General features: G+C 67.9%; 23 protein-coding genes. 8 read left to right on the top strand and 15 right to left on the bottom strand.

What is annotated here, in order from left to right; all coding sequences use genetic code 11:
* Positions 1-10: 10 nt before the first annotated feature.
* Both B0293_RS01810 and B0293_RS01805 read right to left on the bottom strand, forming a co-directional pair.
* Positions 11-2,821: a sacsin N-terminal ATP-binding-like domain-containing protein gene (locus tag B0293_RS01810; RefSeq protein ID WP_005156113.1), complete on the bottom strand. Its 2,811-nt coding sequence runs from the start codon at positions 2,819-2,821 to the stop codon at positions 11-13.
* The gene (locus B0293_RS01805; protein WP_005156114.1) at positions 2,811-3,857 is read right to left on the bottom strand and encodes a DUF3027 domain-containing protein; all 1,047 of its coding nucleotides are present in this window, start codon (positions 3,855-3,857) and stop codon (positions 2,811-2,813) included. Before B0293_RS01805 ends, B0293_RS01810 begins: the two co-directional genes overlap by 11 nt.
* Before the next feature lie 49 nt (positions 3,858-3,906).
* Here B0293_RS01805 and B0293_RS01800 point away from each other — a divergent pair, with 49 nt between their 5' ends.
* The 3 genes from B0293_RS01800 to B0293_RS01790 are packed head-to-tail and all read left to right on the top strand — an operon-like array spanning position 3,907 to position 7,147.
* Entirely contained in the window at positions 3,907-4,671 is a 765-nt protein-coding gene (locus B0293_RS01800) for a glutaminyl-peptide cyclotransferase (RefSeq protein WP_005156115.1), read from the top strand.
* 51 nt (positions 4,672-4,722) lie between these two features.
* Positions 4,723-6,654 carry an MFS transporter gene (locus tag B0293_RS01795; RefSeq protein WP_005156116.1) on the top strand — a complete coding sequence of 644 codons (1,932 nt, stop codon included), beginning with the start codon at positions 4,723-4,725 and terminating at the stop codon, positions 6,652-6,654.
* Positions 6,655-6,682: 28 nt separating this feature from the next.
* Positions 6,683-7,147, top strand: coding sequence for a DUF2771 family protein (locus B0293_RS01790; protein WP_005156117.1), 465 nt, complete (start codon positions 6,683-6,685; stop codon positions 7,145-7,147).
* A 74-nt stretch (positions 7,148-7,221) separates the two neighbouring features.
* Here the strand turns inward: B0293_RS01790 and B0293_RS01785 are convergent, their stop codons facing one another.
* On the bottom strand, positions 7,222-7,608 hold the full coding sequence (locus B0293_RS01785; RefSeq protein WP_007033367.1) for a cold-shock protein: 387 nt from the start codon (positions 7,606-7,608) through the stop codon (positions 7,222-7,224).
* Between the two features lie 132 nt (positions 7,609-7,740).
* On the opposite strand from B0293_RS01785, the gene B0293_RS01780 reads away from it, so the two are divergent.
* Positions 7,741-7,986, top strand: coding sequence for a hypothetical protein (locus B0293_RS01780; protein ID WP_077241208.1), 246 nt, complete (start codon positions 7,741-7,743; stop codon positions 7,984-7,986).
* Here the strand turns inward: B0293_RS01780 and B0293_RS01775 are convergent.
* Entirely contained in the window at positions 7,922-8,575 is a 654-nt protein-coding gene (locus B0293_RS01775) for an HAD family hydrolase (RefSeq protein WP_005156119.1), read from the bottom strand. The two genes, B0293_RS01780 and B0293_RS01775, sit on opposite strands and share 65 nt — an antisense overlap.
* Positions 8,576-8,670: 95 nt before the next feature.
* On the opposite strand from B0293_RS01775, the gene B0293_RS01770 reads away from it, so the two are divergent.
* Both B0293_RS01770 and B0293_RS01765 read left to right on the top strand, forming a co-directional pair.
* Positions 8,671-9,282 carry a TetR/AcrR family transcriptional regulator gene (locus B0293_RS01770; RefSeq protein WP_005156120.1) on the top strand — a complete coding sequence of 204 codons (612 nt, stop codon included), beginning with the start codon at positions 8,671-8,673 and terminating at the stop codon, positions 9,280-9,282.
* On the top strand, positions 9,279-10,250 hold the full coding sequence (locus tag B0293_RS01765) for a R2-like ligand-binding oxidase (RefSeq protein WP_005156121.1): 972 nt from the start codon (positions 9,279-9,281) through the stop codon (positions 10,248-10,250). The genes B0293_RS01770 and B0293_RS01765 overlap by 4 nt, the downstream gene beginning before the upstream one ends.
* Before the next feature lie 204 nt (positions 10,251-10,454).
* On the opposite strand, the gene B0293_RS01760 is transcribed toward B0293_RS01765, so the two are convergent.
* The 5 genes from B0293_RS01760 to B0293_RS01740 all read right to left on the bottom strand — a co-directional run bounded on the left by B0293_RS01760 (position 10,455) and on the right by B0293_RS01740 (position 15,654).
* Positions 10,455-11,597: a hypothetical protein gene (locus B0293_RS01760; protein ID WP_005156122.1), complete on the bottom strand. Its 1,143-nt coding sequence runs from the start codon at positions 11,595-11,597 to the stop codon at positions 10,455-10,457.
* A gap of 105 nt (positions 11,598-11,702) precedes the next feature.
* Positions 11,703-13,361, bottom strand: coding sequence for an AMP-binding protein (locus tag B0293_RS01755; RefSeq protein ID WP_005156123.1), 1,659 nt, complete (start codon positions 13,359-13,361; stop codon positions 11,703-11,705).
* 122 nt (positions 13,362-13,483) lie between these two features.
* Positions 13,484-14,026 (bottom strand): nucleoside deaminase, encoded by a 543-nt coding sequence (locus B0293_RS01750; RefSeq protein WP_157376424.1) that lies wholly within the window; start codon positions 14,024-14,026, stop codon positions 13,484-13,486.
* Between the two features lie 49 nt (positions 14,027-14,075).
* The gene (locus tag B0293_RS01745) at positions 14,076-14,855 is read right to left on the bottom strand and encodes a radical SAM protein (RefSeq protein WP_077241206.1); all 780 of its coding nucleotides are present in this window, start codon (positions 14,853-14,855) and stop codon (positions 14,076-14,078) included.
* Positions 14,842-15,654 (bottom strand): hypothetical protein, encoded by an 813-nt coding sequence (locus B0293_RS01740; protein ID WP_143254455.1) that lies wholly within the window; start codon positions 15,652-15,654, stop codon positions 14,842-14,844. The genes B0293_RS01745 and B0293_RS01740 overlap by 14 nt, the downstream gene beginning before the upstream one ends.
* Positions 15,655-17,011: 1,357 nt before the next feature.
* On the opposite strand from B0293_RS01740, the gene B0293_RS01735 reads away from it, so the two are divergent.
* Both B0293_RS01735 and B0293_RS01730 read left to right on the top strand, forming a co-directional pair.
* Positions 17,012-17,782, top strand: coding sequence for a PhzF family phenazine biosynthesis protein (locus B0293_RS01735; RefSeq protein WP_005156124.1), 771 nt, complete (start codon positions 17,012-17,014; stop codon positions 17,780-17,782).
* Positions 17,782-18,156, top strand: a complete 375-nt coding sequence (locus B0293_RS01730) for a YccF domain-containing protein (RefSeq protein WP_005156125.1) — start codon at positions 17,782-17,784, stop codon at positions 18,154-18,156. Before B0293_RS01735 ends, B0293_RS01730 begins: the two co-directional genes overlap by 1 nt.
* A gap of 3 nt (positions 18,157-18,159) precedes the next feature.
* Here B0293_RS01730 and B0293_RS01725 read toward each other — a convergent pair whose 3' ends face one another.
* The 6 genes from B0293_RS01725 to B0293_RS01700 all read right to left on the bottom strand — a co-directional run bounded on the left by B0293_RS01725 (position 18,160) and on the right by B0293_RS01700 (position 22,895).
* Positions 18,160-18,975 (bottom strand): metallophosphoesterase family protein, encoded by an 816-nt coding sequence (locus B0293_RS01725; RefSeq protein WP_005156126.1) that lies wholly within the window; start codon positions 18,973-18,975, stop codon positions 18,160-18,162.
* 38 nt (positions 18,976-19,013) lie between these two features.
* Positions 19,014-19,808, bottom strand: coding sequence for an HAD-IIA family hydrolase (locus B0293_RS01720; RefSeq protein ID WP_005156128.1), 795 nt, complete (start codon positions 19,806-19,808; stop codon positions 19,014-19,016).
* A gap of 10 nt (positions 19,809-19,818) precedes the next feature.
* Positions 19,819-20,883, bottom strand: coding sequence for a sulfate/molybdate ABC transporter ATP-binding protein (locus tag B0293_RS01715; RefSeq protein ID WP_005156130.1), 1,065 nt, complete (start codon positions 20,881-20,883; stop codon positions 19,819-19,821).
* Positions 20,880-21,647, bottom strand: coding sequence for an ABC transporter permease (locus B0293_RS01710; protein WP_005156132.1), 768 nt, complete (start codon positions 21,645-21,647; stop codon positions 20,880-20,882). Before B0293_RS01710 ends, B0293_RS01715 begins: the two co-directional genes overlap by 4 nt.
* A gap of 85 nt (positions 21,648-21,732) precedes the next feature.
* Positions 21,733-22,494: a molybdate ABC transporter substrate-binding protein gene (gene modA, locus B0293_RS01705; protein ID WP_005156141.1), complete on the bottom strand. Its 762-nt coding sequence runs from the start codon at positions 22,492-22,494 to the stop codon at positions 21,733-21,735.
* Entirely contained in the window at positions 22,491-22,895 is a 405-nt protein-coding gene (locus tag B0293_RS01700; protein ID WP_005156143.1) for a TOBE domain-containing protein, read from the bottom strand. The genes modA and B0293_RS01700 overlap by 4 nt, the downstream gene beginning before the upstream one ends.
* Positions 22,896-22,910: the final 15 nt, after the last annotated feature.

Below are 22,910 nucleotides of genomic sequence, written 5' to 3'. Positions count from 1 at the left end.
ACGAAACGCGTCAGTTCAGGAGCGCCGAGGGTGAGGGGTCTTCGAGCAGCGCGGTGAGGATGTGGCGGTCGGCCCAGCGGTCCGTGGCCCAGGCGAAGGCGCGCCCGAGTCCTTCCGGGGTGTCGGCGGCGTGCAGCCTGCCGTCGGACCACCAGGCGACTTCGTGCTCCGCGTCCTCGAAGGTCACCGTCAGCGCCTCGTGCAGCAGCACTCCGCCTTCGGGCAGTTCGACGCCCAGCTGATCGGCCGCCATCCGAAGCGCGGACAGCTCCGTCCACGGCACGTACTCGCCGTCTTCGGTGACCTTGGCGTCGAGACCGCTCGCCACCGGCAGGTCCAGCAGCTCCGCCAGCGAGGCGGCACCGCTCGCCGCGACGACCATCCGTTCCGGCGTCAGCACGGCGGCGAACCACGGCACGTCGAGCACGACGGCGTCGCGGGCGTCGACGGCCGAACCGTCCGCGGCCCGGACGCGATCCGGTACCGGAACGTCCACTGTGTACTCGGCGAGCGCCGCGTGCGCGCGGGAAGCGAGGCCCGGGCTCACCTTGCGCTCGGGATCACCCAGCCGGTCCAAGAGGTCTTCGACGTCTTCGGCGTCCGTTCCCAGCTCCGTCCGGACACCGGCGGCGAGCAGGATCTCCTTGCCCAGCCCCGAATCCGGGACGACGTCGTAAAGCCCGGCCAGCGTGGCCGCTTCCGGCATGCGCCAATCGAGCGGCACGTGCCCGTCCAGCAGCGCGTACCGCGCGAGCCACCAGCCGGTGTGCCCGCCGGGCTCGGTGAGGGCGCGCCAGGTTTCAGGACGGGCCGCGAGCAGGCGCAGCGCCTCCGGCCAGGCGTCGTCGCCGACGAGGTCGAGGTCCCGCACGGCGAGCACCCGCGACGGCGGCCGCTCCCGCGAGTCCCACCAGTCGTGCTCGTCGGGCAGGCCGTGCTCGGGCTCCAGCGGTTCGTCGTCGGTGATGATCGCGAACGAATCGAGAACACCGACCGCGACGAGCGTGGCGACCGGCCAGTCTTCGGCGAATTCCTCGTCCAGCACGGACAAGGCGCCGTCTTCCTCGAACACCTCGGGGTCGAAGATGTCGCCCAGCGGTGACGTGGGCAGGACGAGTTCGTCCGCGCGCCGCCAGCCGTCCTCGCTCGGCAGCGCCAGCGCGCCCGCCCATTCCGGGGCTTCGTCGCCGACCTCGGCGATCAGGCGGAGCACCGCGCCCGCGAGCGCCATACCGTCCAAACCGGACCGGACGTCTTCGACACTGCGCTCGACGGCGGCGCTCAGCGCGTCGGCTTCGAGCAGGTCGCCCGCCTCGGCGTGCTTGGCACCCAAGCGTTCCAGCAGCGGGTGCGCCGCGGCCGGATGCACGAGCCGCAGGCCGATGATGTCCACATCGGACAGAAGTTCGAGCAGCTCCGCCGAGCCGCCGACGAGCAACGCGTCGCGCACGCCGGGCAAGGTGCGGCCGTCCGACATCGGTACCGGCAAGGCGCCGAGGTCGTCCTTGGCGAGGTCGTGCGCTTCGAGTGCCGGGAGCAGCACGTCGTACAGCGACCGCCACCAGGCCGGTTCTCGCTGGGCGCCGGTCAGCAGTTCGATGGCCTCGGCGGGCGAAAGCGACTGCGCGCCGACCACGCGAAGGTCCACACCGGACAGTGAAATCAGCCCGGGAACGAGATCGGCCAGCAGCGGCGCGAGCCCCGGCACGTCCACCGACAGGACACGCGCCTGACGTCCCGGCAAGTCGTCACCTGCTTGCGCGGGAAGCCAGGGAAGGTCGGCGAGGTTTTCGAGGATGGCTTCCCGCAGCGTTCCGTCCACAGTGGAACGCGGGAAGGTCGCTCCGGGCACGAGCGTCAGACGTTCCTTGGCGGGCAAGGAACAAACGAGAGCGACGTACTCGCGTGCGGCGTTCTTCAGCGCCGCCGTCAGGTCCGGCCCCGGCAGCGCGCGACGACGGGACGGCTCGATCGGCAACGTCGCGATCAGCCGCGCGGGCAGGGAAAGCTCGTCGTCGGTGGGCGTCGGCGCGTGCAGGACGTCGTCCGCAAGCGGCCGCGGCGAACCGGACGCGTCCAACGGAACCGCCCAGACGACGTCGCCGCGATGGACCTGCCAGTGCTCGGCGGAACCGTCCGGCGACGAGAGTTCGACGACGCCGTCGCCGACGTCCGTACGGCGCCAGGCGCCGCCCTCGACCTCGATGCTCTCCAGCCAGGACAGCGTGAGCAGGAGGTCGCCGATGTCGTTCTTCAGGTCCGCCAGCAGCGCGGGGACGTCGACGCCTTCGCGCAGCGGAAGCCGGACCTCGGTGGTGAACCCTTCGGGTACGGGAGGTTCGCCGTCCCCGACCGGCCACGGAAGCCGGAGCACGGGGACGTCGCCGGTGCGGCCGGCCTCGGTCCGCGTGCGTTCCGCGGAGAACGCGACCCCACCGGTCGCCGAGACGATCCGCGGTTCGGCGGAAACCGTGAGCACCGCGGCGAACCCGACGCCGAACCGGCCGACGGTCTCCTCGCCCTTGCCGGAAGCACGAAGCGAGGCAAGGGATTCGACGCCCCGGGCGTCCAGCGGCGCGCCGGTGTTCGCGAACCTCAGCTCACCGTCCACAACGGACACACGGAGCCTGCCACGCTCACCGGCGGCCAAGGCGGCGTCGGCGGCGTTCTGCGCCAGCTCGACGAACAACCGGTCCCGGTAACCACCGACGCGCAGATCGTTCTCGGTGTTGGTGTCCTCGGTGAACCGCGTCGGCGAATCCGCCCACGCTCGCAGGACGGCGGCGCGGAGCCGCTCGGTCCCGAACGGGTCAGTGCTCACTGGCGCTTTCGGCTTCGGCCTGCGCTTCGACGACGGTTTCCGGCTCGGTCTCGGCGGCTACCTGCTCGACGGCCGGGGCGGCGGCCTCGGGCTCGACCTCCGGCTCGACCTCCGGCTGGACCTCGGCGGTCTCGGGCACCTCGGCGACCGGGGCCTCGGACTCGTCGACGACCGTGGCTTCCGCGGGCTCGGCCGCAACGGCTTCAGCGACCTCGGCCTCGGGCGCGGCGGTCTCGGCAGCGGCGGGCTCAGCCGCGACGGGCTCGGCGGGCGCCTCGGGCGCGGGCTCGAAGTCCATCAGCGAGTCGTCGTAGACCAGTTCCGCCACCGGCACCGACGAGGTCACCTCGACCTCGATCTCGGAGTGCGCGCCGCAGCCGTACTCGATGTCGACGACGTGGCCGTCCGCCGGGGAGATGTCGTTGGTGCACGCGCCGAAGGCCGCGCTGAGCGACCCCGCGAGCGACACGAAGAACCCGCAGCTCCCGCAGACGTCCGGCGCGCTGCGCGCCATGTCCGAACGCGGGCCGAACTCGCCGCCGTGCCAGCGGGCGGCGGCGTCGAGCCTGCCGTGCCGGGACAGCACGTGGACCCGGCCGAGGCCGGTCTCCTTGGCGACCGCTTCGACCGCGGGGTCGTCGGACTCCAGGTACGCCGGGGCGAGCCGGGGGTCGTCCTTCTCCACCGGGAAGATGTCGCCGACGCCGAGGTCGCCCGCCTGGACGCGGCGGTCCCACGGCACCCACGCCGGCGCGACCCGCGCGTCCGGACCTGGGATGAGCACGACCTCGCTGACCGTGACCGGCTCGTCCTCACCGGCGAGCGCGACCGTCACCGACCAGCGCCAGCCGCGATACCCCGTCACGGTCGCCTCGAACAGGTGGCTCGCGGAAACCGCGTCCTCCCGGTCCACGCCGACGTGCGCGCCGACCTGTTCGGCACCGGCGTCCTCCAGCACCGCCGCGCGGGCCTGATCGACCGCCTCGGCGAGTTTGCGCTGGATAGAGCCGTCGTCCAGGGTCAACAGCAGGGTCATGCCCCCATTCTGCCGCACGCGATATCGCGGTCCGTGTCAGGCTGTCCGCGTGCGCACGCTGATGACCACCTCGCTCCTGCTGGCCGCCGTCCTCGGTGGCTGCGCCGCCGCGCCGGGGAGCGACGCCGCGCCGCCCGCTCCGGAGAAACTGAAGGTGCAGGTCCTCTCGGAACTGCCCCACGATCCGGGCGCCTTCACCCAGGGCCTCGAGTTCTCCGGCGAGACGCTGTACGAGGGAACCGGCCTGGTCGGGAAGTCGTCGATGCGGGCCGGGCCCGCGGGTGCGGCGCCGTCGGTCCGGCAGGAGCTGCCGGGACTCTTCGGCGAGGGCATCACCGTGCTCGGGCCGACGGCCTGGCAGATCACCTGGCAGGACGGCGTCGCGATCGAACGCGACGCCAAGACACTGGCCGAGCGCAGGCGCGTGACCTACACCGGCGAGGGCTGGGGCCTGTGCCACCAGAACGGCAGGCTGGTGATGAGCGACGGCTCGTCGAGGCTGACCTTCCGCGATCCCGTGTCCTTCGCGCCGACGGGCAGCGTCGATGTCGGGCGTGACCAGCTGAACGAGCTGGAATGCGTCGGGGACTCGGTGTACGCGAACGTCTGGCAGACCGACCGGATCCTGCGGATCGACGCCGCGACCGGGCGGGTCACCGGCGAGATCGACGCGTCGGGGCTCCTCACGCCCGGGGAACGGGGTTCCGCCGACGTCCTCAACGGCATCGCGGCGGTGCCCGGGACCGGCGAATTCCTGATCACCGGCAAGCTCTGGCCCAAGATGTTCCGGGTGAAGTTCGTCCCGAACTCCTAGAAAGCAGTGGTGAACGCGCGAAGCGACCCCCGCGTAAGGCAGGATTGGCTGGTGGGAATCTTCGGCTCGAACTCTGGACCCGACGGCACGCGTTCCGGCCGGTCGGGCAAGGAGCGCGGCCGCAAGAGCAAGCGCAAGTGGACACCGGAGCCCGGCGCCCCGCAGGCGCGCAGCTGGTCCGCGCCGCCGCCCACCCGGGTCGACCAGCAGCCGGTGCCGCCGCCCCCGCCGCGTGCGGCCCGTCCTCAGCCCCAGTACCAGCACCAGCCGTATCCGGCCGGGCCGACCGCCGACGAAGCGCGGACCGGCGCGATCCCGATGGGGCACCACCAGCCGCCGCCCCGGCCACCGCACACGCCTCCCCGGGGCGCGCGGCCGTACCCGGATCCCGCGCAGCGGCAGACCGAACCCGTCCGGCGTCGTCCTGGCGGGTTCTACGACGAGCATCCGCCGGGCAGCGGCGAGTACGACCACTACGACACCGGCGGCTACGCGGGCGAGCCACGTGAAGTGCCGGAGCCCCCGCACGAGAACCCGACGACCGCGGTCCCGCCGCGAGCGGGCTCCCTGCCGAAGATGCCGAAGAAGATCACGGTCACCCGGGTCGCGGCGATGCGCAGCCGTCAGCTCACCGGGCAGGCCGTCGGCGCCTTCCAGCGCGCGACGAAGGCGGACGGCGCCGACAAATCGGGCCTGACCTCGCTGACGTACGCGGTGATGCTGAACTACGCCAGCGACGCCGCGATGGCGATCGCGCTGGCCAACACGCTGTTCTTCGCCGCCACCAGCGGGGAGAGCAAGGGCAAGGTCGCGCTCTACCTGCTCATCACGATCGCCCCGTTCGCGCTGGTCGCGCCGGTGATCGGCCCGGCGCTGGACAAGATCCAGCGCGGCCGCAGGCTCGCGATGTGCGTGTCCTCGGCGGGGCAGGCGCTGATGGCCGTCGTGATGGCGCTGCACTTCGACGACTGGCTCCTGTACCCGGCGGCGCTCGGCATGATGGTGCTGTCGAAGTCGTTCACCGTGCTCAAGTCGGCGGTGACGCCGCGGGTGCTGCCACCCGAGATCACGCTGTCGAAGACGAACGCCCGGCTCACCGTGTTCGGCCTGGTCGCCGCCGGCGCGTTCGGCGCGCTGGCCAGCGGGTTCAACGCGTTGTGGGGTTCGCAGGGCGCGCTGTGGTTCACCGTGGCGATCTGTATCGCGGCCGCGGTGCAGTCGATGCGGATCCCGGCCTGGGTCGAGGTGACCGAGGGCGAGGTGCCCGCGTCGCTGTCCGCGCATCCGGAGCGGCGGGTCAAGAAGCAGCGTCAGCCGATGGGACGGCACATCGTCGTCTCGCTGTGGGGCAACGGGTCCGTCCGGGTGCTGACCGGGTTCCTGATGATGTTCTCCGCGTTCGCGGTGAAGGCGCAGACCGAGGGCAGCGGGCAGAGCCCGTTCAACCAGCTGCTGCTGCTCGGTGTCATCGGCGCCGCGGCCGGGGCGGGCGGTTTCCTCGGGAACGCGCTGGGTTCGCGGCTGCACTTCGGCAAACCGGATCAGGTGATCCTGGCCTGCGTCGGGGCCTGCCTCGGTATGTCGATCATCGCGACCGTGGCGGCCGGGCTGGCGACGGCCGCGATCGTCGCGCTCGTCGGCGCGACCGCGAGCGCGCTGGCGAAGATCAGCCTCGACGCCGTCATCCAGGAAGACCTCCCGGAGGAGTCGCGCGCGTCGGCGTTCGGCCGGTCCGAGACCGTGCTGCAGATGGCCTGGTGCTTCGGCGGCGCCGTCGGCCTGCTGCTGCCGCCGACGTACTGGATCGGGTTCCTGGTGCTGTCGATCCTGCTTGCCGTCGGGTTCACGCAGACGTTCATGGTCCGGCGCGGCACCTCGCTCGTCCCGGGCCTCGGCGGCGACCGGCCGCTGCGCCCGGAGCCGACCAGCGAATCGCCCATCCCCTCGGAGGCCGGTGACTCCCGGTGGCGGCCGGGCTCGTAATCTGCACCGTATGCGGCGACTTCGTATTTTGGCCCTGCTCGCGGCGGGTGGTTTCGTGGTGGCCGGTTGCTCGGCCCCCGGCCCCGAAGAGGTGACCTTCTTCGCCGACGGGAAGGCGGTGAACGTCGCCCCGCTGGCGTCGTGCGACATCAAGAGCGCCCAGTGCACCACCAGGCCCGACTCCGCGGGCAAGCTGCGGGTCCGGCCGGGGAAGCCGGTGCAGATCTCGGTGCCGAGCGCGATCGCGGAAACGCCGTGGAAGGTCACGGTGCAGTACGTGAACGGCCAGGGCGAGCCGCAGGAACTCAAGCAGGACATCATCACGTCGCTCGACCGGTTCGCCTACACCGTGACGACGCCGAAACCCGACGACCAGATCCTCGTCGTCGAGGTCGCGCAGGCTTCGGTGATCAGCCAGACCGGACGTCCCGAGGACGCCGAAGCGGTCACGACGGCGATCTGGTCGCTGCAGGTCGAGGCACCGGCCGCCTGAACCGCAGCAAGGCCCCTTTGCTCACGCCTGGCGTGAGCAAAGGGGCCTTGATGCTGTCAGGACCGCGCGGCCGATCAGGGATCGAGGTCCCGGGCGACGGCGCGCATGATCTCGGCGATCTGCTTGGTGTGCTTGCGGTCCGGGTAGCGGTTGCGCCGCAGATCCGGCTGCACCTTGAGCTCCAGCAGCTTGATCATGTCCTCGATGAGCCCGTGCAGCTCCTCGGCGGGACGACGGCGCGCCTCGGCGACCGAGGGCGGCGGGTCCAGCAGCCGGACGGAGAGCGCTTGCGGGCCGCGGCGGCCGTCGGCGACACCGAACTCGAGGCGCTGGCCCGCCTTGAGCCCTTCGACGCCCTGCGGCAGCGCGGCTTTACGGATGTAGACGTCGGCGCCCCCATCCTGGGTGACGAAACCGAAACCCTTCTCCGCGTCGTACCACTTGACCTTGCCGGTCGGCACTTTCCTCACCAATCCTTTGCTGTCCCGCTCACGACGAACGCGCCCGGGGGCGTACCCAGGGCGCGCGTCCCATAAGCGTATCTCGACACATGCCCTGTGGAGAAGCGGATACCGGCGGATACCCTCTGGTTCATGGAGACCGCAGTTAAGGAGGCCGCTGTGGCCGTCCCCGAAAAGCCCCGGAAACCGATCCTCATGCGCGTGGGCATCGGCCTTTTCGCGCTGGGCATGATCGCCGTCACAGCGGTTTTCGTGATGTTCGCCGCCGGGCTGGAGAATCTTCCGGTGTGGCTGTCCGCCGCGGCGGGCGTCGTCACTCCGCTGGGTCTGGCTCTCGGCTTGATCGCCCTGGTGCGCGAAGCCCGTCGAAAGAGCTGAACCACGCGGGGAACTCGGCCAGCGAGTCGAACACCACCTCGGCTCCCTCCGCGAGCAGCTCGTCCTTGGTGCACGGGCCCGTCGTGACCCCGACGGGCACCGCGCCGGCGGCCAGCGCGCCGCGGACGTCGCCGACGTGGTCCCCGACGTAGACACCGGCGCCGTGCTCGGTGAGCGCGGCGGCCTTCTCTGTCGACCACAGCTCGCCGACCAGGACGTCGACCTCGAAGCCGAGGGCGTCCAGGTGGAGTTTCGCGTTGGGCCCGTACTTGCCGGTGACGACGACGGTGCGCCCGCCCGCCTCGCGGACCGCGTGCAGCGCTTCGGCCGCCCCGGGCAGCGCGACCGTCACCGGGACGACCGTCTCCGGGTACATCGCGCGGAACCGCGTCACCAGCTCGGGGATGCGCTCCTCCGGCGCCCCGAAGCCGCGCAGGCTGTCGTCGAGGGGCGGGCCGAGGTTGGCCGCGAAGAACTCGCCGTCCAGCGGCAGGCCGGATTCCGCGCCGAGCGCGTTCATGACCGCGACCATGCCCGGCCGCGGATCGATCAGTGTCATGTCGAGGTCGAACCCCACGGTGATGCCCACACCGGCCACGTTAGCCGCCGCGGGCGACTGATTTACACAGGCCAGGTTCCCGTCAACGCCGTTGACATGGACACGATCTGTGTCAAGCTGGGAATGTGGGCGAGATCACGAGCTTCTCCGACCGGACCAAAGCCTCTCTGCGGGAGGCACTGCTCGACGCGGCCACCGAACTGCTCACCGAACACGGCTTCACGGCACTGCGGATGGCGGACGTCGCCGCGCGCGCCGGGGTGAGCAGGCAGACCGTCTACAACGAGTTCGGCAACAAGGCCTCGCTCGCCGAGGCCGTGGTCCTCCGGACGACGTCGGAGTTCCTGGAAGGCATCCGGCTGCGCGTCCAGGACGCGCGGCACCTGCTCGACGGCATCCGCGAGGCCGTCGTCTACACGATCGAGCACGCGCGGGAGAACCGTCTGGTCGCCGCCGCGTTGGGCACGGGAGCGGGCGAGGACCTCCTGCCGCTGCTCACCACCAAGGGCGAACCGATCCTGACCGCGGCCACCGAGGTCGCGGCCGGGCAGTACCGCGAGTTCGAGCCGTCGCTCTCCCCGGAATCGGCCGCGCTGCTGGCGGAGACCGTCGTCCGGCTTTCCCTGTCCCATCTCGTCATGCCGACGCATTCGGCCGACGAGGCGGCGGCCTCCGTCGTCGCCGTGCTGGCGCCGTCCATCGGGGCGCTGACCACCGATTCGAAGGGGATCTCATGACCGACACGCTTCCCGAGCTGCGGACCGGGTTCTCCTCGTTACGCGAGGGCGGGCTGAACTGGGACTCGTTCCCGCTGCGGCTGTTCGCCAAGGGCAACAAGAAGTTCTGGAACCCCGCCGACATCGACTTCTCCCGTGAACGTGAGGGCTGGGACACCCTCAACCCGGAACAGCAGCGGTCGACGACGTATCTGGTGGCGCAGTTCATCGCGGGCGAAGAGGCGGTCACCGAGGACATCCAGCCGTTCATGCGGGCGATGTCCGCGACCGGGCGCTTCGGCGACGAGATGTACCTGACGCAGTTCTGTTTCGAAGAGGCCAAGCACACCGAGGTGTTCCGCCGCTGGATGGACGCCGTCGGGCTGACCACGGACCTGCATCCCTATGTCGCGGAGAATCCGCACTACCGCAAGCTTTTCTACGAGGAGCTGCCGCAGTCTTTGCGCGCGCTGGAGGCGGATCCCAGTCCGCTCAACCAGATCCGCGCGAGCGTCACCTACAACCACGTCATCGAAGGCAGTCTCGCGCTGACCGGGTACTACACCTGGCAGCTGATCTGCACGCAGCACGACATCCTGCCGGGCATGCAGGAACTGATCCGCCGCATCGGCGACGACGAACGCCGTCACATGGCCTGGGGCACCTTCACCTGCCGCCGTCACGTCGCCGCGGACGACTCGCTGTGGGACGCGGTGCAGCAGCGGATGGGCGAGCTGCTTCCGCACGCGCTCAACATGATCCAGTGGGTGCAGGACCAGTTCGAGGAGATCCCGTTCGACAACGATCCGCAGGAGATCATCCAGTACGCGGCGGACCGGGCGCAGCGGCGCCTCGGCGCGATCGAGTCCGCGCGCGGGATGCCGGTGGAGCAGATCGACCTCGACTATTCGCCCGAGAACCTCGAAGAGACCTTCGGCGAGGAAGACGCGAAGGCGATCGCCGCGGTCGCCGCCAACTCCGCGGCCTGACGTGCTGTGAAGGCCTCCTTGAGGGACTCTGGGTCCCTCAAGGAGGCCTTCACGGACCGGTGTTCGGTGGCGATCAGCGGGGCGAAGGCTCGGAAGCGTTGCGAAAGCCACTTTCGCAACCTTCAACGTTGCGGAAGTGGCTTTCGCAACACCCGAGGTCGGCGTGCGGGCGGGCGGCTGACCACGCCACCTTTGCCTTACCCCTCAATACCTCGCGGGCCAATAGACGGCGTGCCAGTCACCGCCCGCGGTGACCGCGCCGCCCGCGATCGTCCCGTCCAGGCCGATCAGCTCCGCCCGGCTGTACCCGCCACCCGGAAGCGTTCCGAGGTCGGTCCGCACGCCGTTCGCGTCCCAGAGCACGGCGTTGCCCGCGATGCCGACGACGCGGCCCTGCCCGTCGATGTCCATGGCGTTGCCGCCGGTGCCGGTGGTGGAGAGCGAGGTCATCGTGCCGTCGGCGGCCCAGCGCACGGGCGAGTAGAGGGATCCGTTCGGGGAGTCGACGTAGCCCATGCCGACCGAGACCCCGGATCCGTTGAGGGCCAGCACATCCGTGGCGTACGAGTTGATCCAGCCGAGTTCGATCATGCGGCCGTCCGCGGTCCACTTCACCGCCGCGTACCGGCCGTTGATCGTCGTCCGGCCGACGATCTCGCCGGAGGCGTTCAGCTCCTTGAACCAGCTGAGTTCGCCGTCCGGGCCGAACACGGTGACCGCGCCGGTGGCGTCCCAGCGCAGGACCCGGAAGCTGCCGTCGTCCGCCTGGAGCTGCCCGGCGACGAACCGGCCGTCCCGGCTGATCGCGGTCGCGGAGTAGTGCCCCGCCAGAGGCGGCGCGGCGAGCACCGAGACGTTCCCGGCCGAGTCCCAGCGCAACCCGCGTCGACGGCCGTCGCTCGTCGAACCCGTGCCGACGACGATGCCGGTCGAGCTGATCCCGTTCGCTTCCGAGGCCGAGCCGCCCGGCGGCGCGGGCAGCTGGGTGATCGAACCGTCCGTGGACCAGAGCACGGCCCGCAGATTCGACAAGCCGGCGATCACCCCGCTCGCGTTGACCGCTTTCGCCACCGCGAACCCGCCGGGCAGAGGCTGCAGCTGGGTGACCCGGCCGGCCTTGTCCCATTTCACCGCGACGCACGAGTGCGAGTGCGGTCCGTTGGCGCAGGACTCCCCGATGAGCTGCCCACGGTCACCGATCGCCGTCACCGACGTGTCCTCGGTACCGGGCATGACGCCGAGTTCGATCGGTCCCGCCGCCGCGGTCGCCACCGCGGGCAGGGACAGCGGAAGGGCCACGGCCACTACGGCCATGGTGATCAGGCGTTTTCCCCGTTTCACGAACATGGTTCCCCTACACGGCTCCCCATCGCCCCGCGCTCTGCGGGAACTTTCTGCCGCTAAGGGGACACGCCCTACATGTGTGACAGGTTGCCTCGAAGTGTCAACTTGTCAGGCGTGCTTCGTGGCGTCCGCCGCCTCCAGGCCGAGGATGCTGATCGACCGCTCCCGCATCTCGACCTTGCGCACCTTGCCGGTCACCGTCATCGGGAACTCCTCGACGACGTGGACGTAACGCGGGATCTTGTAGCGCGCCAGCTTCCCCTCGCAGAACTCCCGCACCGCTTCGGCGGTCAGCGGCGCCGCGCCCTCGCGCATGCGGACCCACGCCATCAGTTCCTCGCCGTACTTGTCGTCCGGGACGCCGATGACCTGCGCGTCGAGGATGTCCGGATGGGTGTAGAGGAACTCCTCGATCTCGCGCGGGTACAGGTTCTCCCCGCCGCGGATGACCATGTCCTTGATCCGGCCGGTGATGTTGACGTAGCCGTCGGCGTCCATGATCGCGAGGTCGCCGGTGTGCATCCACCGCGCCGCGTCGATCGCCTCGGCCGTCTTGTCGGCCTGCTCCCAGTAGCCGAGCATCACCGAATAGCCGCGGGTGCAGAACTCGCCCGGCTCACCGCGCGGCACGGTCAGCCCGGTCTCCGGATCGACGACCTTGACCTCCAGATGCGGCCCGACCCGCCCGACCGTCGACACCCGCCGCTCCACCGAATCGTCCGCGCGGGTCTGGGTGGACACCGGCGAGGTCTCGGTCATGCCGTAACAGATCGACACCTCCGCCATGCCCATCCGGTCGATGACCTGCTTCATCACCTCGACCGGACAGGGCGAGCCCGCCATGATCCCGGTGCGCAGCGAGGAAAGGTCGTGGGAGGCGAAGTCCGGGTCGGCCAGTTCGGCGATGAACATCGTCGGAACCCCGTACAGGGAAGTGCATTTCTCCGCCGCGACGGCTTCGAGGGTGGCCTTCGGTTCGAACGCGGGCGCCGGGATGACCATGCACGCGCCGTGCGTCGTCGCCGCGAGATTGCCCATCACCATGCCGAAGCAGTGGTAGAAGGGCACGGGGATGCACACCTTGTCGGCTTCGGTGTAGTTGCAGAGTTCGCCGACGAAGTAGCCGTTGTTGAGAATGTTGTGGTGGGACAGCGTGGCGCCCTTGGGGAAACCCGTGGTGCCGGACGTGTACTGGATGTTGATCGGATCGTCCGCGGAAAGCTCACTCTGCCGCTGGGCGAGCCGCGCCGGGTCGGCCTTGCCGCCGATCTCCAGTACCGACGGCCAAGCGGGGCTGTCCAGCAGCACGACGTGTTCCAGCGCCGGGCATTTCGGGCCCGCCTCGGCGATCATGCCCGCGTAGTCCGAGGTCTTGAACGAGTTCGCGGCCACGATGAGCTTGATCCCGGCCTGGTTCAGCACGTACTCGAGCTCGTGCGAACGGTACGCCGGGTTGATGTTGACCAGGATCGCGCCGATCTTCGCGCATCCGTACTGGACACAGGTCCATTCCCAGCGGTTCGGCGACCAGATGCCGACGCGGTCGCCCTTCGCGATGCCGAGGTCCAGCAGGCCCAGCGCGAACGCGTTCACGTCGGCGGCGAGTTCGGCGTAGGTCCAGCGTTTCCCGGCCGCGCGGTCGACGAGCGCGTCCCGGTCGCCGAAGGCGGCGACGGTGCGATCGAAGTTGTCGCCGATGGTGTCCCCCAGCAGCGGGGTGTCCGAGATTCCCGATGCGTAGCTCGGTAAAGCGGGGGCGTCGGACATGGAGACTCCTGCGTTCGGCGGTAGCGACGCGTCGAGTCTAGGAACGCGGCGTGACCGCGGCCACCTGCAAGTGGAGACCCGCGCCACCTCAGGGGAAACCCGGAGGCCGGGCGAGGCCGGACTCAGCCCTGACCACCGCCGGCGACAGAGCAGCCCGAGGATTCGGCATCGACGGCTGAATTTTCATTGAGCGAAAATAAGGCCTTGCATTCTTTGCGTCGCACTTCCTCGTAAACCTCAAGACGCGGTGTCCCCATAGTAACCACACGCCGCACGGGAATTTCGATCTGCCGCCAGGTGAAGACATCGTCAGGATGCTCGGCCGCCCATTGAATCGCATCCATCTGCGTGGCACCGAACACGACGCCCGACATCTTTGCCCAGATGGCAACCGACGTGCACATAGGGCAAGGCTCCAGCGTGCTCACAAGATATGCACCCTCGAGATAACGAGATTTCATCCGTCTGGCCGCGTGCCGCACCACAATCATCTCGGGATGCGCACTGGGATCATCATTATCGCCGATCAAGCTGCTTCCCGACTCTGCCAGGATTTCTCCATTCAGCACCACAAGTGCGCCCAGTGCATAATTTCCTGCACGAGACGCCTTTTCGGCCAGCTCGATACACCGGCCGACTTCGTTTTCGAAACCAGAACTCTTCAAGATACTTCTCACTTTCCGAATAGGGAGGACCAGCATGTGATCCTCGAAGTCAAGGTGCCAGAAGTTCGCTTAGTCCACAGACTCTTTCGTCAAGCTTTTCACTGGATCTCTCGATCCACAGCGTGCCATCGTTCTCGATAACCCAGTATTCACGACTCCAGAAGTCTACACATCTGACATCCAGCCGCCCTTTGAAATCATCGGCCAGCAGGGCCACATCGGCACGAACAGCCCGCAAGCTGTCTTCGCCGATTGAATTTTCCTCCCCTTTCACAGCTCTACCTCGTGGAACCACAGGCAAGAAGCTGATCTTTCGGGCTCCACATGAAAGCGCAAACGCAGCCATGGGACCCATCAAGTCAACCGTACTCGACGTGACGACCGTATGAATAGAGAATCTGATCCGACTCTTACTACAGGCTTCCATGCTCTCGAGAATCTTCCCGAAAGACTTCACCCGGTAAACGTCATCGTTCGATGAATCAGGGCGATGCACACTGAATTTGAATTCAGCGCCAACGTCACGGGCGGCGGCAACCACTTCCGAACTCAGACTTATTCCATTTGTAACGACTACCACCTTCGGCAAAACCGATCCGATAGTATCGATTATATGGGCCAGATCACTTCGCATCGTCGGTTCACCGCCCGACAATTTCAGAGATCGAACCCCTCTCACCTTCAGCGCGATAGCGATACCTTCAAGATCTTCCGAAGACAGCTCGACATGACTTGTATTCGGAGCTTGACAGAAGGAGCAGACCGCATTGCACCGTCGGGTTATGCGTACACATACCGAACTGGGGAACCGGCGCTCAAGTCGAGTCATGGCCAACTACCATCTCTTCAGTCAAGGTGAGCATATTCATAATCTGCGACATTTGATCCGCGAATTGCTGCGCGCACTCGAGGCAGAACTCAATTCTCGACTCTTTTTCCAGCTCAGGAACATCGTCGACCCCATAGAATACGATCACCCCATGAGGCGAATCCTCCTCGTTGTGCCTGTTGGTCTCCGGGTCGAGCTTGAGGACCGGACAGGACAAAACCCAGCGCTGGCGCGGCTCGATCATTTGAGCAACGCGGGTATCGTAAAGCTTGTGATGGTCTTCAGGCAGGTCTTCGTAAATTGGACGCCGCTCACGATAAGACTTTCCGCTGACAATATGCGGCGTATCCACGGAAACCCGCGTAAAGCCAAACTCCCGAGGCATCGAGATATTCAAGATGGCCAGGTCGCGATCTTGCTGAATATAGGTAATCTGATCTTTCTCCACAGCCTCGAAGTAACGGGCATTACAGGAGATATTCAGAGCCTTCGACACCAGCTCACAAACGATCCGTAGAGTGCTTTTCAGAAGGCGTCGCTGCCGTTGTCGCAGAACTTCCAACCGTCGTTCGAACCGCTCAGCCTCCACTGCCCGCCTCCTTCGCGTAAGGTATTCACTTCCAACAAGAGCGATGGATCCTCCGACAAGCAACAGGTTGCCCGCCCTGAGCTCTTGAACAGATCCCCACAAGCCATGATCTTCGAGTTTGTCTGAAAGAATATTCACCCAGATGCCCAGCAGTACGGCAGAGATAAGCGTGGCGAAGAACCTGAAGGCGTTCCAGGGTGATATTCGCACGGCGACTCCCTTTATAGAACCTCAGACCAGATACGCGACCGGCACCCGATCGAGATCGTCACCGATGCACTCAACCGACACGAAGCACCGAATTCGATCCGAAGAAATTCCCACGTCGTTGCCCGCGATGAGGCGAGGACAGCCATCACGTTCATCCGCACGTGCGCGGTCCCGGGAAGCACCTGGCCTGGCTGCGACACATCTCGATCGACGATGCCCGGCCGACCACCTCTGGGGGAAGTTCCAAAATTCTTCACATATTTTCGCGCCGCGTGACTGCCTCATCCCAGTCAATCAGGCACCTTCTCTCAAACTGATCTCTTCCAGGTCTCATGGCGGGCACTGGTCAAACAGCGTAGCGCGCAGAGGTTGAGACCAGCGAGTTACTCACAACTTTCCGCCATATTGGCTAACTCTCCGCAAGAACGGACACTCAGAGCGATGATAGGCCCGGCACGGCAGATACTGCCGCACGACGGTCTTACGGCTGCGGATTGCTCGGTACCGAGGGGGCGGCACGGTTAGCATTAATGATCTATTCCTGCAAACAGCCGATCGCCGTCGCCATAACGCCGACGATGTAGCGCACAGTACCCGATCAGCAGGCCTGGCGGCATCGATACCAGTTCCTCCATTGGCCAGGTGCGAAACCATCGACAGAGTCTCGCAACCGCGAGCCCGACAATGAGATTTCGAGCCGCAAGGCAGGTCTCATTGGAGATCGTGCTCTTGGAGCGAGAACCCACGAGTCCCTGGTTCACCACTCTCAATACCAAGATGGCAAGAAGAAAGGAATAGCCATGTTTTCGCTGGTTGAGCCAAGGATACTCTTGGCCCCGTCCAAGACTACGAAAGATACTTCAGCGCCGATATGAGCACTTGGTCATCGAAACAACCCCAACGCTATACCGGCAGTCGAGAATGCAGGGAATCCGGCACTCAAGCCCTCCACCGACAGACCTAGGTCCGCAAACCCGGAAAGAACCGTATATACCGTTTCTCCACACTTCGGAAGCTGATCCGCCTACCTCGGACAGCGCTACCGGCCGACCTTGCCCCGGGCCGACGAGAAGTGCGACCGCTCCAGTGCGCGTCGAAGTGTCCATATCGCTCTGCTGGCACTCATTATTCGATGACTCGTTGTTCAACAGTGGGACCGTCCTTGAAAAGGACCAGTCGGCACCGCAGGACTCGTTCACTCAAACAGGTCATGCACAGCCCGCGATAGTCCACGGCAGCCGCTCAATGACTCGTGGCTACATGTCGACTTGACCGCGGCCACCTGCAAGTGGAGACCCGCGCCACCTCGGGGGAAACCCGGAGGCCGGGTCTCGCCGGGCCCGATATCGTCGAAGGCATGCGCCTCTACATCGTCGATGCCTTCACCTCCGAGGCCTTCGCCGGTAACTCCGCCGGCGTCGTGCTGCTGGACTCGCCGGGCGACGCGGACTGGATGCAGTCCGTCGCGGCCGAGCTGAAGCACGCCGAGACGGCCTTCGTCGAGGTCGACAGCGTCGACAGTGAAGGGCCGAAGTCGCTTCGATGGTTCACGCCGGAGACCGAGGTCGACCTGTGCGGGCACGCGACGCTGGCGACCACGCACGTCCTCGGCGGAGAGCAGACCTTCACGACGAGAAGCGGCGAGTTGCGCTGCCGCGCCGAAGACGGCTGGGTGTCGATGGACTTCCCATCGGATCCGCCACGCGAGTCGGACGACGACCTGTCGTCGATCCTGCCGGGCGTCTCCTTCGAGTACGTCGGGCGCAGCCTCCAGAACCTCTTCGCGGTGGTGGACGACGCCGCCTTGGTGCGCTCGCTCGCGCCGGACCTGGCCGCGCTGCGCGCGCACTGGACCGGACGGCTGATGGTCACCGCCCCGGGCGACGTCGAGGGGATCGACTTCGTCACGCGGTTCTTCGCGCCGGGCGTCGGTATCGACGAAGACCCGGTCACCGGGTCCGCGCACTGCGTCCTCGCGCCGTACTGGGCCGCGCGCCTCGGCCGGCACGAGCTCGTCGGCGAGCAGGCCTCGGCACGCGGTGGCATCGTGCGCATGAGTCTCGAAGGTGACCGCGTCCTGCTTTCCGGGCAGGCGGTCACCGTGGCCAGTGGGGAGTTGCACGTCTGATGCGCCTGATCCTGAACGTCATCTGGCTCGTGCTGTGCGGCCTGTGGATGGCACTCGGCTACATCGTCGCCGGCGTCATCTGCTGCATCCTGATCGTCACCATCCCGTTCGGGCTGGCGTCGTTCCGGATCGCGGCCTACGCGCTCTGGCCGTTCGGCCGCACCGTGGTGGACCGGCGCGACGCCGGGGCCGCGTCGACGATCGGCAACGTCATCTGGTTCATTTTCGCCGGGCTGTGGCTCGCGATCGGGCACGTGCTGACCGGGGTCGCGCTGTGCATCACGATCATCGGGATCCCGCTGGGCGTGGCGAACTTCAAGATGATCCCGGTCTCGCTGATGCCGCTCGGCAAGGAGATCGTCGAGATCCCCTAGGTCTCAGTCTTCGGGCTCCCACGGCAGCGGGATGATCAGGCAGGGACCGCCGACGAACAGACCGCCGTCGATCCCCAGCGCCTTCCCGCCCGCGTAGAGGTACGGCCCCTCGATCTGCGCGGGGTGGATCCCGAGCTGGTCGGCGATGACGCTGTGCCCGTGCACGATCCGCTCGCCGCCGAGCCGGTCCATGAGCTGCTGCGCGACATCGGCGCCTTCGGGGCCGCGGAAGGCGTAGCGCGTGGTCATCCGCCGCCACACGTCCCACCAGGACTCGATGTCACTGCCTTCGAGGATCTCGCGGCCGCGTGCGTTGATCTCGTCGATGTCCTCGCCCCAGCCGAGGTACTCGAGCGTGTCCGAGTGCATCAGCAGGTGGTCCGCGGCGAGCGTCAGCATCGGGCGCGAGGTCAGCCATTCGATGTGCTGCGGGGTGAGCCTGTCCTGGTCTTCGAGCAGCCCGCCGTTGATCTCCCAGCTGCGGGCGAAACTGCGCGGCCCGAAGTCGGACGGCACCTCCGTGTCGCCGAAGTGGTACATCCCGAGCAGCAGGATCTCGTGGTTGCCCAGGAGTGTCCCGCAGTGCCCGCCCGCCGTGGCGGCCTGCCGTTCCAGCCGCATCACCAGGTCGATGACGCCGACACCGTCGGGGCCACGGTCGACGAAGTCGCCGAGGAACCAGAGGGTCGCTTCACCACCGGCCCAGTCGTCGTCGGAGTCGAGCAGCCCCTTCTCCCGGAGCGCCTCCGCCAGCTCGTCCCGGTGTCCGTGCACGTCACCGACCACGTAGGTCGGTGACGCGGGCTGATCGTCGTGCATCTCTGTGACGATAATCCCTCCGTCCGCCGCCGACTCGCTCAGCCTTCGCCGAACGGGTCGCCGGTCCGCCCCACCAGATCGGCGATCGAGTCGATGATCATGGTCGGCCGGTACGGGTAGTGCTCGGCGCTCTCCCTGCTGGAGATGCCGGTCAGCACCAGGATCGTCTGCAATCCGGCCTCGATTCCCGAGTGGACGTCGGTGTCCATCCGGTCGCCGATCATCAGCGTCGACTCCGAATGCGCGCCGAGCCGCCGCAGCGCGGAGCGCATCATCAGCGGGTTCGGCTTGCCGACGTAGTACGGCGAACGGCCGGTCGCCTTCTCGATCAGCGCGGCGACCGAACCGGTGGCGGGCATGGAACCCTCCATGCTCGGGCCGGTGGCGTCGGGGTTGGTGGCGATGAACTTCGCGCCGCCCTCGATCAGCCTGATCGCGCGGGTTATCGCGCTGAAGCTGTACGTGCGCGTCTCGCCGAGGACGACGTAGTCCGGGTCGCGTTCGGTCAGCACGTAGCCGACCTCGTGCAGCGCCGTGGTGAGCCCGGCCTCGCCGATCACGAACGCCGAGCCGTTCGGCCGCTGCGACGCGAGGAACTTCGCGGTCGCCAGCGCGGAGGTCCAGATGGCCTCCTCGGGGATGTCGAGACCGGTCCGCTCGAGCCTCGCCCGCAGGTCACGCGGGGTGTAGATCGAGTTGTTGGTCAGCACCAGGAAGCCGATGTCGTTGGCGCGCAGCTCCTTGAGGAACTCGTCCGCGCCGGGCACGAGGTGCTCCTCCTGCACCAGCACGCCATCCATGTCGCTGAGGTAGGTCCAACGGCGCTCGTTCATGGACCCCACCCTAATGTTCGGCGACCGCGTGAACAGCCACAGAGGCCGCCTTGACCGAAAGATTGACCGGTGTCCCGGGTTCGAGCGCCAGTTCGGCGACCGCGGCCGGGGTCAGGTCGGCGGCGAGGCCCGCCGCCCAGTCGTCGCCGCGGGACCGGACGCGGATCACCGGTCCGTGGGGTTCGAGCGCGTCGACGAATCCCTCGACGGTGTTGCGCGGACTGCCCCGGTGCTCACCGTCCTTCAGGTACACAGCGACGGCGCTGGGCGGGAAGACGGCGACAGCCGCTTCGCCCTCGACGACGTCCTCAGCCGGGATTCCGGCCAGCTGTCCGCCTGACGTGCGCAAACCGCCTTCGACGGCGGTTCCGGGCACCAGGTTCAGCCCGGCGATCCGCGCGGTGAACGCCGTGCGCGGCGCGGACAGGACCTTGCGGGTTTCGCCGCGTTCGACGATCCGGCCGCCGTCGAGGACGGCGACGTGATCGGCCAGCGCCAGCGCGTCGAGCGGGTCGTGGGTGACCAGCACGGTCGGCGGCCCTCCCCGCAATACCCGCCGAAGCAGGCCGCGGATGGCCGGCGCCGCGTCGATGTCGAGAGCGGCGAAGGGCTCGTCGAGCAGCAGAAGCCCCGGCTCGGCAGCCAGGGCCCGCGCGATCGCGACCCGCTGCGCCTGCCCGCCGGAGAGCTGCGCGGGCCGACGTCCGCCCAGTTCGAGCGCGTCCACTTCGGTCAGCCACTCGCGTGCGCGCTTCTTCGCCTCGGCGCGCCCGGCGCCGGTCGAGCGCGGCGCGAAGGCGACGTTGTCCAAAGCGGACAGATGCGGGAAGAGCAGGGCGTCCTGGGAGAGTAAGCCGATCCCGCGCGCGTGCGGCGGCAGGCCCGCCAGGCCGCGGCCGTCCAAAGTGATCCGTGCGCGGTCGGGCCGGAGCAGGCCGGCCAGGCAACCGAGCACACTGGACTTCCCCGAACCGTTCGGCCCGAGCAGGGCGAGGACGCCGCCGTCGGGGACTTCGAACCCGACGTCCAGGGTGAACTCGCCCCGCCGGAGGGCGATCTCCGCCGAAAGGGTCACGACCGGACCCCTTCGAGCGCGCGAGGCCGGGCGAGCGCGATCACCGCGACGGCGACCAGGATGAGCAGCAACGCGAGCGCCACGGCGCTGTCGACGTCGACCTCGGCCTGGGTGTAGACCTCCAGCGGCAGCGTCCGGGTGACGCCTTCGAGACTGCCGGCGAAGGTGATCGTCGCGCCGAATTCGCCCAGCGCCCGCGCGAAGCTCAGCACGATGCCCGAACCGAGCGCGGGCAGCAGCAGCGGCAACGTGACCCGGCGGAACACCGTCCACGGCTTGGCGCCCAGCGTCGACGCGACCCGTTCGTACCGGTCACCGGCACCGCGGAGGGCCCCTTCGAGGCTGACCACGAGGAACGGCATCGCGACGAACGTCTGCGCGACGACCACCGCGGCCGTGGTGAACGGCACCTGCTCACCGGTCAGCGCGGTCACCAGGACGCCCAGGAAACCCTTGCGGCCCAGCAGGTACAGCAACGCCAGCCCGCCGACCACCGGCGGCAGGACCAGCGGCAGCAGCACCACGGCGCGCAGCACGCGGACGCCGCGCGCCCCCGACCGCGCGAGCACCACGGCGAGCGGGACGCCGAGCAGCACGCAGGCCACAGTGGACAGTCCGGCGGTGATCAGCGAGAGCTTGAGCGCGTTCAGCGAGGACGTCGAGGTGATGAGGCCCGGGAAGCGGCTCAGGTCCGAGCGCACCAGCAGGCCGACGACCGGCAGCACCACCAGCGCCAGCGCGCAGATCGCCGGCGGCCAGAGCACCCACGGCACCCCACCCCCCGCATTTCGTCCTCTGAACGCGGTAGTTGCGTGTGCATCTACCGCGTCCAGAGGACGAAGTGCGGGATCAGGGCGCGCCAAAACCGACCTTCGCCAGTTCCTTCTTGCCTTCGGCGCTGAGGATGAAGTCGGTGAACTGCTTCGCGAGAGCCGCCTGGGGAGCGTCCTTCACCACCGCGATCGGGTAGTCGTTGATCGCGCCCGCCGCCTCGGGGAAGTCCACTTTGTCCACCTTCGCGGCCGCGGACGTCGCGTCGGTGACGTAGACCAGTCCGGCGTCGGCGTCGCCCGACTGCACCTTCGCGAGCACCGACTTGACGTCCTGCTCCTCGCTCGCGGGCTTGAGCGTGACCCCGGACGCCTGCTGGACCTTCTTCGTCGCCGAACCGCACGGCACCTGCGGCGCGCAGACGACCACGGTCAGCCCGTCCTTCGCGAGATCCGCCAGCCCCTTGACGCCCTTGGGGTTGCCCTTGCCGACCGCGATGGCGAGCCGGTTGGTGGCGAACACCGACGGCTGCCCGTCGATCACCTCGCCCTTGGTGGCCTTGTCCATATTGGCCTGATCGGCGGAGGCGAACACGTCCGCTTTCGCTCCCTGGGTCAGCTTCTGGACCAGCGCCGAGGAGCCCTCGAAGCTGAACTTCACCGTCACCCCGGCGTGCTGCGCCTCGAACTGCTTGCCCAGCGCCCCGAAGGACTCGGTCAGCGACGCCGCCGCGAATACGGTCAGCGTCTTGGCCTCCGCCTGCTGGGCGGCGGGCTGCTCCGAACCGCAGGCCGTCGCGGCCAGTGCCAGCGCGAACAAGGCGGGGACGAGTCTCCTCATCGGCTTCCTTCCGGGGTTTCGATCACGACGGTGGTCGCCTTGACGACGGCGACCGCGAGCACCCCGGGCCGCAGCCCGAGTTCACGGACGGCTTCGGCGCTCATCAGAGAGACCACGCGATGCGGGCCGCATTGCAGTTCGACCTGTGCCATCACCTTGTCCGTGACGACCTCGGTGACCAGGCCGACGAACCGGTTGCGCGCGGAGCGGCCGACGTTCGACGGATCCTCGGGCTGTTCCGCCTGCGCCTTGGCGAACGCGGCGAGTTCGGCGCCGTCGACGACCTTGCGGCCCGCCGAGTCGTCGAACGCGGTCAACTGGCCCGCGCGCACCCAGCGGCGGACGGTGTCGTCGCTGACGCCGAGCAGACGAGCGGCCTCAGACAACCGAAATTGCGGCATGCTTGGGAGGTTACT

It is taken from the genome of Amycolatopsis azurea DSM 43854, from assembly GCF_001995215.1.
Taxonomy (GTDB): Bacteria; Actinomycetota; Actinomycetes; order Mycobacteriales; family Pseudonocardiaceae; genus Amycolatopsis; species Amycolatopsis azurea.
Note: the sequence above shows the minus strand (reverse complement) of the source record. Positions and strands in the feature narration are given on the sequence as shown.